The 12,518-nt window shown below is 39.7% G+C and carries 12 protein-coding genes and 1 pseudogene; 2 read left to right on the forward strand and 11 right to left on the reverse strand.

The window, feature by feature from the left end; all coding sequences use genetic code 11:
- Nucleotides 1-898 precede the first annotated feature (898 nt).
- Nucleotides 899-3,499, forward strand: coding sequence for an Ig-like domain-containing protein (locus tag AACW75_RS13930; RefSeq protein WP_145571201.1), 2,601 nt, complete (start codon nt 899-901; stop codon nt 3,497-3,499).
- Between the two features lie 401 nt (nt 3,500-3,900).
- Here the strand turns inward: AACW75_RS13930 and AACW75_RS13935 are convergent, their stop codons facing one another.
- On the reverse strand, nt 3,901-4,188 hold the full coding sequence (locus AACW75_RS13935; protein ID WP_017092321.1) for a putative quinol monooxygenase: 288 nt from the start codon (nt 4,186-4,188) through the stop codon (nt 3,901-3,903).
- Nucleotides 4,181-4,420 carry a DUF2798 domain-containing protein gene (locus tag AACW75_RS13940; protein WP_065681692.1) on the reverse strand — a complete coding sequence of 80 codons (240 nt, stop codon included), beginning with the start codon at nt 4,418-4,420 and terminating at the stop codon, nt 4,181-4,183. Before AACW75_RS13940 ends, AACW75_RS13935 begins: the two co-directional genes overlap by 8 nt.
- An 86-nt stretch (nt 4,421-4,506) precedes the next feature.
- Here AACW75_RS13940 and AACW75_RS13945 point away from each other — a divergent pair, with 86 nt between their 5' ends.
- The gene (locus AACW75_RS13945; protein WP_017092319.1) at nt 4,507-5,364 is read left to right on the forward strand and encodes a LysR family transcriptional regulator; all 858 of its coding nucleotides are present in this window, start codon (nt 4,507-4,509) and stop codon (nt 5,362-5,364) included.
- A gap of 620 nt (nt 5,365-5,984) precedes the next feature.
- On the opposite strand, the gene AACW75_RS13950 is transcribed toward AACW75_RS13945, so the two are convergent.
- From AACW75_RS13950 to AACW75_RS13990, 9 genes and pseudogenes are all read right to left on the reverse strand, one after another.
- Nucleotides 5,985-6,371, reverse strand: coding sequence for a DUF6575 domain-containing protein (locus AACW75_RS13950; RefSeq protein ID WP_145571203.1), 387 nt, complete (start codon nt 6,369-6,371; stop codon nt 5,985-5,987).
- Nucleotides 6,372-6,808: 437 nt separating this feature from the next.
- The gene (locus AACW75_RS13955) at nt 6,809-8,146 is read right to left on the reverse strand and encodes a hypothetical protein (RefSeq protein ID WP_102495556.1); all 1,338 of its coding nucleotides are present in this window, start codon (nt 8,144-8,146) and stop codon (nt 6,809-6,811) included.
- The gene (locus AACW75_RS13960) at nt 8,143-8,937 is read right to left on the reverse strand and encodes a JmjC domain-containing protein (protein ID WP_237297844.1); all 795 of its coding nucleotides are present in this window, start codon (nt 8,935-8,937) and stop codon (nt 8,143-8,145) included. Before AACW75_RS13960 ends, AACW75_RS13955 begins: the two co-directional genes overlap by 4 nt.
- A complete protein-coding gene (locus AACW75_RS13965) occupies nt 8,934-9,779 on the reverse strand; it encodes an aKG-HExxH-type peptide beta-hydroxylase (protein ID WP_102495554.1) in 846 nt (281 codons plus the stop codon). The genes AACW75_RS13960 and AACW75_RS13965 overlap by 4 nt, the downstream gene beginning before the upstream one ends.
- A gap of 53 nt (nt 9,780-9,832) precedes the next feature.
- The gene (locus AACW75_RS13970) at nt 9,833-9,973 is read right to left on the reverse strand and encodes a hypothetical protein (protein ID WP_157937821.1); all 141 of its coding nucleotides are present in this window, start codon (nt 9,971-9,973) and stop codon (nt 9,833-9,835) included.
- Between the two features lie 222 nt (nt 9,974-10,195).
- A pseudogene (locus AACW75_RS13975) lies at nt 10,196-10,762 on the reverse strand (hypothetical protein); the annotation flags it as partial.
- Nucleotides 10,763-10,875: 113 nt separating this feature from the next.
- The gene (locus AACW75_RS13980; protein WP_237297846.1) at nt 10,876-11,154 is read right to left on the reverse strand and encodes a transposase; all 279 of its coding nucleotides are present in this window, start codon (nt 11,152-11,154) and stop codon (nt 10,876-10,878) included.
- Nucleotides 11,155-11,376: 222 nt separating this feature from the next.
- Entirely contained in the window at nt 11,377-11,673 is a 297-nt protein-coding gene (locus AACW75_RS13985) for a hypothetical protein (protein ID WP_237297845.1), read from the reverse strand.
- Nucleotides 11,674-12,208: 535 nt separating this feature from the next.
- Complete coding sequence (locus tag AACW75_RS13990) at nt 12,209-12,334, reverse strand: hypothetical protein (RefSeq protein WP_267135273.1); 126 nt, start codon at nt 12,332-12,334, stop codon at nt 12,209-12,211.
- Nucleotides 12,335-12,518: the final 184 nt, after the last annotated feature.

A 12,518-nucleotide genomic window follows, 5' to 3' on the forward strand; every position in this document is an offset into this window, starting at 1 on the left:
AAGATAACCAACTCTTAAAACTAGCACACTCCACTAGCTAGTTATAAATCCCTACAAGTTTAAATTTAACGATATTATTAACTGGCAAGCCATGTTTCATATTATGTCAGCCCTTTCGCTTCAATACGCCAGTCTCCTTGCATGAACTCAAGCACCACGCTCGCCATCATTCATTTCTATGCTTTTGCACAGCAAAATACGACCTACCTATCAATCGCCAAGCTATTGATTATTTACACAACAAACTGAAATTGGTTAATTTATGAATACGCCAGAAACCAAACGCCTTTGCTTGCGCGTCTGGAACAGGTCGAGTTCGGGGGGAACTCGACCGCCCTCAAATGGTTTGCTTCCTTTCATGCAGCGGTTTCACTTACCTTTCCACTACAAAGATGTTTGTCTCTATTAAGATCCAGCCTCAAACACCTATAGTTATGCTCAATAACACACCTAAATAGCGACAATGCTCAGTTTCAAATGGCGCGTACCTAATTCGAATTGATGATGCTGCCTGTGTAGAGTTTTGAAATGGGATATTACGAAGGAAATTTACTTAGTGGATTCTGAAAACTAAGAGCATGACGCTTTTGAAATCGACCATAGTAATGGGCGTTGCTTCAAGATCATCGACAGGTGATCATAAATGTTTGGTGTTTTTCGTTAACACGTTTATGCCCCAAAACGTTCTAGAACCCATCTAGATCGTAATAGAACTAGCTAATGTGTAAAGCAAACACATTACTTTGAAAAAACTCCCGTCCGCACCCAAGTATACACATCTCCAAAAGTCATTACTTTGGGAGAGTTGTGATATTCTTATATATGAGCTAAGTTGTTGGTTGCAAGGAACTTAAAAAAATCTGGGCTTAGTTTTTTCATGGATATCAAGGATGGTAATATGACTCCAAAGTCAATAATTTTATTTGGACTACTTTTTAGCTCTTTGAGCGTACAATCTGCCACTTATACGGTAACAACAAGTAGTGATCAAGGCATGGGCTCACTTCGAGATTTCATCGAAAAGGCCAATGCTAATCCTGGTTTAGATACTATCGAAATACCAGCCTCATTTAATGAACAAAACCCTATAGAACCTAACCTAGGTTTTGTCGTTTCAGGCCAAGCTGACAACCGAATGACAATTACAGATGATATTATCATTCGAGGGTTAGGCGATGATTATGTGCATATTAACGATCATCAACGATGGGTTTCATCGGGTGGACTTTTGAATACAGGTTATCCGAATGATGATAACAATATTATTATAAAGGCCTCCGGCCTGTTATTTTATATTAATCCTAAAAATATTGCGGGGCGTACTATTGATGTCACCATTGAAAACGTGTGGGCCGAGCACATGTCAGACTTTATCATTTCCGATAATGCCAATGTCACGCTAAATAAAGTTATCTTATATAAAATAGTGCCTAAAAAAGGTGACACTTCCATCATGTCTACACAAGATGGAAGTGTCACGATAAAAGACGCACTTATTTTTGAAAACATTGGGCCAAGAACAGCACCTACCTTTATTTTTAATAGTAATGTGCTTATTGAAAACTCCGCCTTTCAGTCTAATGGACCATCAAGTCCTGACAGTTTCAGTCATGTTATTCAAGTTTTTAGCCCTGCTGATGACGGGAGTACTGAGGTCATTATCAAAGATAGCCTGTTTAAAACCTTAACAAACTCTACTTTTAAGTTTATTAATGTTGATACCACCATTGTTAATACTTTATTTGATGGTACAAGTGCAGACAGAGGGTGGCCAATTTATGTTGATAAAGGCACATTGACCTTAACCAACAGCACACTTTATTACCCGCCTGTTAGTAATAAAGTAGACCCTACTACCTACAAAGCTACTCATATTGAATTAATCAATGGTGCACAGTTGATTGTTAATAACAGTCTGTTATTTGTTATCGACTCTAGCAATAATATTGGGCCCACCATTTATCCAACAGATTGGGATAATACTGCGGCTTACCCGTTAGCGCAGAACAACAATAACTATATTTCAGAACCAGGAGTCGATGATTTTATTAATACTGGCATGAATATAGCAGGATGTAATGGCAATAATTGTTTCGTTCCAAACACGCTTTCAATAGCACTTGTTGATAAAGGTGACGACGCTAAAGCGCTATATCCCGACGGTAGCTCAATCACATCAGATTACCTCAAGCAAACCCGCCCACAGGGGGGGAGTATCGACATTGGCGCATTCGAAAAACATGAATCTCTTTATGCTCACCCAGATAGCTATACTGTCGATCAGGATACTAAGTTGATTGTATCTAGCCAAGATGGAGTGCTTAAAAATGATACTAATGAAAGTTCAGATGCTGCGACATTAGACCAAGATGCTTTGAATGGAAGTGTCACATTGAATGCAGACGGCAGTTTTGAGTATCAACCTGATGCTGATTATTATGGCAATGATGAATTTTACTATTCTATCAATACTAGCCAAGCAAAAGTATCAATAACAATTCTCTCCACAGGTTGGACTCTTATCCCTAACAATGCTGCGCCAGTTGCTAATAATGATAGCTACTCACTTTACGCAGACAGTATTGATACTATTGTTGCACCAGGTGTGTTGTTTAACGATACAGATGATGCGAATACACAAGCTCCTTTTTATGCAGATTTAACTGCGCGAATCTATAAACAACCAATGCATGGGTCGGTAACACTTAAGGAGACTGGTGAATTCATTTACACGCCTGACGCAGGTTTTATAGGCGATGATAGCTTTGAATATGATGTTACAGATATTGGAACAAGACATAGTTACCCTGCTACCGTTAATCTTCATATTCAAGCCGGTGTTCCTTATGGGGGGAAAGTCATTGCAGGAACCAGCAGTGGTGGTTCTATAGGGTTCTTAAGCACGCTGCTATTGACGATACTCGCACTGTTTAGACATCAAAAGTCACTTGCCGTTAAAGTGGTCGTCCCACTATTGTTAAGTGTTTCTCCTTTCGCTCATTCTGCAGAAGAGAATAACGGAATATATGTAACAGCTAATCCTGGGATTTCATGGTTAGAGCCAGATACTGACCACAACGCGTGGAGTCAGGAAAGTAACAGTCAGTTTTCTTTCGGAAGTAGCTTAGGGTACCAATTTGATAATAACGCGAGTATCCAGTTTACTTATCGTTGGCTAAATAGTGTCGATTTGAAAGCAGAACATACGCAATATAATGATATGACGGTCGATTACCAACATTACAGCTTTAACTTTGTTTATCGAGTTACGCAGCTTTGGGGCGATAAATTCGCCCCGTACTTCAGTTTGGGCTTAGGTTATCTTGATGCAAGTTCGAACCACGCGGAAGATTTCGAGGTGGAGGATAATGTTCACCCCAACATAGGCGTCGGCGTGAATGTATTGGACTTTGGTCAAATTAAGTCAGATCTACAATGGCATCATTTAGCAGGTGATGTTGATACCCTCGAACTCGTGTTTTCTTATTACTTCAAGTAATTCAACTAAGAACAGTGCTTTTAGCTGTTCTTAGCCATAGCTATCAGTTAGCACCTCTTCATACATAATTTAAGGGTATTACGGTTGCTCCCTGCGATGATTTGGAATTGTTCATCAATTGGGAGCACCCAGTATCTGACCTTTCCAGTCAATACAATGCAATGAGTTAAGGGACTTTTACACTTGCATTTATTCATGACTCGCTAACTTAGCAAAGGCATTAACAAGCTTCTGTCCAGAGGCGTGTTATGCCGCCATGCTTTGGGACAAGAGCGCCTTAGTGCGACTACTCTAAAACACTTCTGTCCAAAAGTGAGTTATAGCTGAAGCTAGAGCAACTTTTAAATGATAGGGAGGTGAGGCCTCCCTCCCTAGTGACTTACTCAGATATATCTGAGAAATTAACCCTCTACATTGGTCATTTTGTGTATTTCTGGCTCTTGAGCTAATGCGGTTTTATAAAACTCAAATATCGGTGTGATATATGGCTGGGCATAGTGTTCTTCTAGGGCAGCTTGGTCCACCCAGTTTTCAACCAAGATCAGCTGATCTTTCGCTTGGTTTTCATATAGCTCAAAACGCAAGCAACCCGCTTCTTCTCGAGTAGCAGTTAAAATGCCTTCAGCTTTTTGTTTGCACTCTGCATAAAATTCACTTTTTGGGGTAATAAAAGCCACAACACTAAGCATTGTTTTTCTCCTTTTGGGGTGTAAATTGACGCATCAATTTTTGGGTCAATACCATGATTGGTTTATTCAACAAGTAGGCCGCTGCAAACGAAGCAGGCCAAGCATTAATAAAGGCAAAGCCCCATCGGTTGATGAAATCTTCTGGTAAACCGAGATTGATGTAAGTGACCCACGCGGACACCATACTTGACATCGCGCATGAGAACAGAGCAGTGAAAAAAAATTTTGTCATAGCGCTTCCTCCTGTCTGTATACTGTATGGATATATCGTATCGTCGGCCATACGAGCTTTAGAACACTAAGATTGCGGAAAACCTTATGCTGGATGATTTTTTATTATTTGTTGAAGTAGCCCGTCGAGGCAGTTATTCAAAAGCGGCACGAGACTTAACAACTACCGCGCCTACCTTGTCCAAACGCATCTTATTGTTAGAAGAGAGATTAGGTGAGTCACTATTTATTCGCTCCTCTAGGGGAGTCAAACTCACTAGCTTTGGCAAAGGGTTATTTGAGCAGCTTGGCGAGACCACCCTAAATCTTCATCAGGCCGTGACTGAAAGCTCGAAAAGTGAAGCGGTTTCCTTCGTCTTACATTGCCCGCAAAACTTAATCATTGGCCAACTATACCCAGCGCTTGAAGCCTTTCTGCTAGAAAAAAGTCATGTGGATGTCGTTATTGAGCCTGCCAACACAAATGTGCTGCTTAGCCAAACTTCTTTTGATTTAGCCATACGTAGTGGAGAGCAAAGAGACTCGTCTTTTTACCAGAAAAAGTTAGCCAGCATTGCCGTATGCCTTGTCTCAAGACGAGACTGCAAAAGCCGAGAGCGACTCATTATGCCGTACTCTAAGACGCAAATTTCAGGGCAAGACTTGCTAAGTATCGAGCGGCAATACTCTAAGGTTTCTCGGGTCAACGACATTACCTTGGTACGTAAACTGGTCGCGTCAGGCATGGGTGTAGGCCTATTGCCTATGACAGAGATCGCCGATTTGTATAGTGAGATGTCCGGGCACGTTCAATACGACTCTGAGATACTTTTTACTCGGCCTATGTATGCCTTGTGGGCGAATAAACCAAAGCCTTCGTCACTGTCCCAAGATCTGATCACATGTATCGAGAGCTGTGTTCAAAACACTCCTGCTTTACAAGGGCGCATGGTTGATTTGACGTGATTGGGTTGGCTGCTACGGGAAGGTAATTTCTCCATATATCAACGATTGTTGGTGAGGTGATAATAAACCGACCTAGCCAAGGTTATTTGTCTTTATAGACCGCATCATACTGTTTTCCCTACAAAACTTAATATCAAGTTCATGGATAATTTACTTACCATCTTTAATCGAAGTAGATGGTGTCAAGGTTGTTGCAATAGACGAATTTGGGGGCGATAGATATTAAGCTGGAGAAAATATTGATATCCGTTTATCAGTCGGCCTCCACTATGAAGACGAAGAATGGGAGTCAATATTTTCAGGTAACCCCGAAGCCAAGAAAGAGCTAAAACATCATTGGGGCTGGCGCTATCGGGCATCGTGACAAGCATAGATCCTGAGGTAATAGTTGATGTGGGTATTGCACATCTATCAGCACCTATCGAGACTAGTGATCCAAGAGTGGTAGGAGAAAGCATTGCATTTACCATCGATAGACTTGATGCGCACAGCAGTTAGCAAGGCGCTGCTGTTGGACAACTTTTCCATACTCCAATTAATCCGTTACATTCTAATTTAGTAATGTAGCTAACAAACTTTTGTCCAATTGTGAGTTTCAGAACCTGCGTGTCTCGTACCCACTAAAACATACAAGCATCTTCAAGGTCGATTTCAAAATCAACGGGCGGTAGGTTGACTAAGTGCTTGTTCGTAGCATTCAGTAGTTCGACTTTCGCGGGCTTCCCTACTTCGTTTGTGTAGATAGTCGCTAGATAAAGCTTGTCTGAACGGTGGAACGCATCGTGAAAGCTCACTTCTTTGTTTAGCAAACTGGCCAGCAATGGTTTGGTTACCGGAATGTAAGCCCACTTAATGCACTGGCCGTTGTCGTAATCACCACTCCAATACACCATGAACCTTTGGGTATTTTCATTCTTAACCGAGAAACACTTCGGTCCTAAAACGTCTTGATACACTTCCAGTAGTTCCAATTTACCTAGCTGTGTGCCTGTTGGGAGTAAGTTCATTGCTCGTTCCTCATCTTTCTAACGTTGCCTATCAAACCTTGCTTATAATCTTATAGTTAAACACTGTTTTTATATACAGTTATTTGGGCGTATTTTGATATGGCGGTTCGAAATCGAAAAGGCGGCAGCAACAATTCTTGAAGAAGACGGTGGTTTAGGCGATCTTCCAGCCACGAAAACGTTTGTCTCCATTAAGTTCTAACGTATAATCTCAAAGCTAACTTAATGTAACGAAAAATCATGGAGTTATGCTTACTTCCAGTACCCGAATGGCGATATAGTGGCGGCAAATTTTAGTCACAAGAAACATCCCCTCTCTCCAATCCAAAATCACCTTACATTTGAGCACATCGTAGAAAATATGCCGTCTTCCATAGTGTTTATATAACAGTGCCTGCAGCTCTCAGCCTAAACGTCTCAATGCGACCCCAACTCAGTCACTGCTTAACTTGTAATATTTTTCTTTTCTTTGATTCATTGAAAATCAATTCACTCATTTCGGCTTTGTTTTGCTGATCGAGAAAGGCATCCCACTCATCCAATAACAAAGTCTTATCTGTCTTAGACAATAACCATTCCAAACAGGCTTTAGAGTATTGCCCATCAGATAAACGATCTCTGTCCTCACACTCGGGCCAAGACAATCGGTAAGCAGGGTTAAAATAAAGACCGTCGATTGAGGATTGATAACCTAATAGATACGTCGTTTTTCCTGAACCATTTCTCCCTTTGATTGAGAACAACCCGTTCTCTTTCTCTGCAAGGTTCTCATTTGAAATAACCCTGTCATTTTCATCCAAAATATAAATGTTAGTTTGGGTATTATTGGATGACTCATCTTCATCGGAAAAAAAACAAATGACCTTTAGCTGCCCTTTAATATTTGGTAGCGAAACATATATAGATATCAAATCGTTTGCCGAGTTTAATAAGTGGTACACTCTCGTCAAGTTAATAACGATTCCGAGCTTAATTAAATCATCCACTTCTGGAGAAAAAAGTAAAAATAACACAAGAAAAGTTGTGGGAATTAGAGAGCAGAAGGATGTCAGCAACATCACTCTGTATTTATATCTGGCCTCTCTTAACCTTGATTTTAAATAAAATTCGGATTTGGAATCTTTTTCTGACTCAAAGCTATCCGAATTAATCACTGAACCATTATGATAGTTATCGTGTATATTTGACAGCTGATTAGTTAATGTTGACCCTTTTTCAACCCTATCTTTAGATAACGACTCCATCGAACCTGATACAAATCTATTGATAATAAAAACCAGAACTGCGCTCAATAACACACTAATAAAGAACCGATAGTCCAAGGCTAAAGAAATAACAAATAAACTTAATCCGAAATTAAGTAAAGATGATATGCTATAGAAAGAATAATTTACAAATTCAACAATGGCCTCTTTACCTTGTGTGACAAACACACCTAATACCTTGTCTTTTTTTATTCGTGAAGTGCATAATTTATACTTTTTCGAGGACGAGTCCCAAAAGTTGCTCAATGAATCACATAACCATTTCTCTTTATAGATATCAGAGAAATATGATAAGCAGTAAGGTAAGATCATGCATAATACATAGGTAGTAGCCCAAAACTTAAACTCTTCACTAGAGTAACCTGATGTACTAGATGCATAGATTATTTTAACTGATGCATAAACAGATACGGCAATTGATATTTGATGTAAAAAAGCAAAAAAAATGCTGAGGTAAGAGTATTTGTTTGTTAGCCCTATGACTAAATTTTTTAGTGAGTCGAATTTCATTTAGGAAACATCCTTGTTTCTTTATAATGGCGTATCGCTCTTGCTTTATTATCTCTATGTAAAATAAAGTCAGCCATTATTTTATGTAGCTCTAGAAAATAGCCCTTATCGCCAATGTCAAAATTGCTAGTGTTATAATTTTCTTTATTTTTAATCGCCCAATCAATGAAATCATTCAAAGTGGGACGAACAATACTGTAGGTAACATGCAATGAACGACTAGTTTCCGCAACAGGATCATGAAGAATCCCTTTTGGAACAAAAAGCAAATCACCTTCTTGCAATACGATGGATTTAGTTCCACCTTCAAACATCCACCTTTTTTTACCAAAAAGCTGTTTCACTAGAACGTGATGGTCATCACTATGCTCGCCAAAACCACTACTATTCCCATAAGAAACATATAAATTCGCAGAAGACTCACACTTTAGTAACGTGCTAATTTTATTAGTAGTTTCAGAGAAATAACCAAAATACTCATCGATTGAATCTAATGCTAAAGTCCCACCTTTAAGCAAGGCATTGTTCAACTTGTCATTTCTCAAATAATATGACTGTTGACCATCTTTATTCTTACCTAGCAAAAAAATAGAGTTAGATAAATTATGTTTATCACGATAAAAACGAACTCGGTCACTGGTTATCCTTGAACCAGACAACATTGCCTCTATTTCCTCCAGATTGAAAAAATCCACACTACCGCTACCCTGCAAGAGTTTGACTTCATTGCAGATAACGTCATCTACCATTAAACTCTCAAGGAACTCCTGTTCAAGCTCAGTAAAACTCATATCCCCTCCAGCTCTTTTTTACATGTCCCCAAAATCTCTCTTCCTCTTTTTGAAAGTAAATGGGAATTCAAGCATGATTCCAACGAGTCGTATGTCTGGCTAAGTAACTTATCAGTTGGGGGATGAGCACAATATTTGTTTTGCTCTAGATTAAATTCATTTCTATACAACAATATTTCCGTACCAACAACAGCGCTATGAAAGGACTTATCAAGAGGTCTAAACTTGTTTAAAACGGCAGAACGCGTCCAATTCTCTTCCCTATACATATCATCATATGAATATAAACCACGAATAATTTCCTCAATAAAAAGTAAATTATGGGTCATTTCATGAATCAAAAATTCTGCTCTGTCCTCAATACTCCAGTGACTTTTTGGATTAACCCAAATAACACCTGGCAAGCCTGATGTACTTCCGCCACTAGCTTCTTGAGAACGCATAAAAAAAATGACGTTTATGACTAAAGAAAAAACCTCGTATAATTCTTTAGATTGATTTTTTATATAGTCTAGGGCTTCTAAATATTTCATCATCTCTCTCTCACTGACATCATATGTCGATTTTTTAATAATGTCAGTCTGACTTAAGTCATCAAGTCTAGACAAATTGTATTCTTTACATAGCTTGATGCACCTCTCACCATCATTAACCCTAAGAAAGGGAACCTCTTCATCAACCCCCGATATTTCTATAGGTATATAATCGGATATTATATTTATATATGAAGACTTAATTTTATTAAAACAATTACCTCTGGTTAAATCCGTTAGAGCGTCATTCCTACAATAAAGATCAATAAAATTGGTTTTCACTTTATTTGGACCTAATGAAAAATACATAGTTACTCCTTGTTATGGAAGGCTGCTGATCTCATCAGCAGCCTTTATTTTATCTATTGATCTTCAAAAGCAATCATATTTCTTCGGTCGTTACCTTTGTTTCTATCACTACAACAACTGACCTCTAGCATATTGAGTTCTTTTTCTTCCGGTCCTTCAAACTCAGCTACGATTTTGTCAAAATTAATCATCATTAAATTCCTTATCATTATTTGCCACTATTGGCTCCTATATAATTTCTTTAAACAACGTTATTCGTCAAATTAAACCATTCAGAAACGATAAACATTCCCCAACAATAAGATAATTTATCTATATATAATATTTAATTTATATAAAATCTAATGATTTATATATTAACGAAGGAAGGCTAATCTGAACACTACAAGGTAAGTACCATCACCTCTCTAGAAAACTTAAGTGACACGCCTCTTGAGCTGGTATTTAATAGCTAGAAACCAAATTCCTACATCCACATTTAGATCGGTGCCCTTTTCACTTTTGACTTTCTCGACAGCAACTGGCTTTTCCGACTTAATGGTGAGTGATACTTCCGATTTACTTTTCACCGTTTGGCTCCCTAATGGACTGTATGGCGTATTTTGTTTGGTGGGTTGAAGGCTTCCCGTTTGATAAGCATGATAGCGCAGCTCCGTTTGGCTACGGACGGTTCGATTTCGGGTTTCATTGGTCGTAATACCAAGTGTCGCGTTCTTGTCTTCAATCCGATTCAGCTTGTTCGCTAAATTATCGATTTCTCATCCCGCTTCATCGGTTTGTATCTTCCACCCATCAGGGATGAGCGCCTCTGGTAACTTATTAATAAGCGACTTAAATTTATCCCACCAACCAATCCCCTCTCCTTTCCATCGAATCACTTTATCTAAGCCTATAAACTTGTCGATTAGATACGTAATAGCGATGACTGCAGCCGCAACGGCGGCCACGATGAGCCCAATGGGATTCGCCATTATCGCGGCACTGGCGGATCCCCTCATATTTTCCCTAGTCCTGCATTGTGTGTGAGCCTTTGATATTCGAACATTCCCCATTGATATTGGGATTCATTAATTTGATATCGCCGATGATTTCGTACCTATCTCCCTAGACGAGGTATGGATAGAACTCGGCGGTGTTTAATGCTGCTGGCTTGGAAGTCAAAATGCCATTTGGCCTGTACTGTAATTAGGCCATTCCACCACATCAAGATTTCAGCGAGCAACGCAATAAGAAGCAGGATATCCAATCGCTTAGTACAACGAGTTCTGTTGTGACGAAGTGCGATTCCATAGGCGCTACTCTTTAGATCGCGGAAGGCTTCTTCTATTTGCATGCGCTTGGCGTACAGGTTGGTAATTTGTACTTCATTTAAGATATGTCTAGGGACATTGGTCGCGAGTAACCACGGCTCCTTTGCACTGCGTTGATAGAGATGTGTAGCGGAGTGTTTTGGCTGGTTCGGCTATGGCGCTGGGCTTTTCTGCCTTTTTCTAATCCCTTATAAACGTAGGCTTCACAAGATATCGGTGATCTCTTTGCTAATAAGCAGTGGCCAAGATATTTGGGTTTATGGACAGCGTTTGGATAAAAGGTTTTATTATTGCGTATCGAGTTTTTTAAGGTGAGATTGATAATCCTGCTGCTCATCGTTGAGCTTAGCTTGTTGTTTAGCGATGGTTTCTGTGAGCGCCGCACTTGGGGTTTTGGCTTTGGCCGCTTTGACTTTCAAATCCTCCAACTTTTCACTGACGGCGGCCGCTGCAAGCGCATTCTTTTCCATGGCTTTACGAGCACTTTTGAATGCATTAATCATTCCCATCGCTGCAGAATCATCGGCTTGGCTTTTTTGTACCTTCTTAATGGATTTAGCGTGGCGATCGCTTTCACTGCTCATCCCTTAGAGCACTGCCGAGGTTTTATCTTTCATGTCCATGAGAACAGACAGTTTAATTTTCATTCTATAATCTCAAGGATTAAATAATGTTATTAAAAATCAGATGTTTATTTTCATTTTCAATAACCGGATGGTGATATAGTGTCGGCAAATTTCAATCACAAGAAACATACCGAAATCACCTTCCCTTAGAGCACGTCGTAGAGAATATGGCATATTCCATGGCACAGTGCCTGCAGCTCTCAGCTTAAACGTTCTCTGTCCTCACAATCAGGCCAAGACAATCGGTAAGCAGGGTTGAAATAAAGACCGCCGATGCAGGATTGATAACCTAATATATACGTCGTTTTTCCTGAACCATTTATCCCTTTGATAGAGAACAATCCGTTCTCTATCTCTACAAAATTCCCATTTAAAATAAGTCTGTAATTTTCATCTGAAAAACAAAAAATCACCTTTAGCTGCCCTTTAATATTAAGGAGCGGTTGGCTCAGGGGTAGCCTCACAAAAGGCTGTTTAGTGAAAGCGTGTTGAGCTAGAAATTCGATAAAGAACCCTCGCCTGTGGCAGCGAAACAGCTTGAGGCAGGGAAGAAGTCAGACATGAGAACATGTACGCCAGAAAACCAAATCCCTTGTGCGTTGCTGATGTTTTTAAACATTGTCTTCCCCATTGATGTTGATTCATACTGACTACGTTGATATCGCAGTCTTTGAACTCAAAGTCGAAAAACACATTCGTCGGCTTTTTATTCCATCTGCATACCAACACCCGCATCACCGTAAGAGTGGCTGCCTTCACTATTGCAAAAAGCGCCGCAGATGGGCGCAGGCCTGCGTAATATG

Source organism: Vibrio sp. L3-7, assembly GCF_963898195.1.
GTDB classification, from domain to species: domain Bacteria; phylum Pseudomonadota; class Gammaproteobacteria; order Enterobacterales; family Vibrionaceae; genus Vibrio; species Vibrio echinoideorum.

What these genes read in the sequence shown, in the direction of transcription:
- AACW75_RS13930 (WP_145571201.1), top strand. Translation starts at nt 899, where the DNA reads ATGACTCCAAAGTCAATAATTTTATTTGGACTACTTTTTAGCTCTTTG.
- AACW75_RS13935 (WP_017092321.1), bottom strand. Translation starts at nt 4,188, where the DNA reads ATGCTTAGTGTTGTGGCTTTTATTACCCCAAAAAGTGAATTTTATGCA.
- AACW75_RS13940 (WP_065681692.1), bottom strand. Translation starts at nt 4,420, where the DNA reads ATGACAAAATTTTTTTTCACTGCTCTGTTCTCATGCGCGATGTCAAGT.
- AACW75_RS13945 (WP_017092319.1), top strand. Translation starts at nt 4,507, where the DNA reads ATGCTGGATGATTTTTTATTATTTGTTGAAGTAGCCCGTCGAGGCAGT.
- AACW75_RS13950 (WP_145571203.1), bottom strand. Translation starts at nt 6,371, where the DNA reads ATGAACTTACTCCCAACAGGCACACAGCTAGGTAAATTGGAACTACTG.
- AACW75_RS13955 (WP_102495556.1), bottom strand. Translation starts at nt 8,146, where the DNA reads ATGAAATTCGACTCACTAAAAAATTTAGTCATAGGGCTAACAAACAAA.
- AACW75_RS13960 (WP_237297844.1), bottom strand. Translation starts at nt 8,937, where the DNA reads ATGAGTTTTACTGAGCTTGAACAGGAGTTCCTTGAGAGTTTAATGGTA.
- AACW75_RS13965 (WP_102495554.1), bottom strand. Translation starts at nt 9,779, where the DNA reads ATGTATTTTTCATTAGGTCCAAATAAAGTGAAAACCAATTTTATTGAT.
- AACW75_RS13970 (WP_157937821.1), bottom strand. Translation starts at nt 9,973, where the DNA reads ATGATGATTAATTTTGACAAAATCGTAGCTGAGTTTGAAGGACCGGAA.
- AACW75_RS13985 (WP_237297845.1), bottom strand. Translation starts at nt 11,673, where the DNA reads ATGAGCAGTGAAAGCGATCGCCACGCTAAATCCATTAAGAAGGTACAA.
- AACW75_RS13990 (WP_267135273.1), bottom strand. Translation starts at nt 12,334, where the DNA reads ATGTTTAAAAACATCAGCAACGCACAAGGGATTTGGTTTTCTGGCGTA.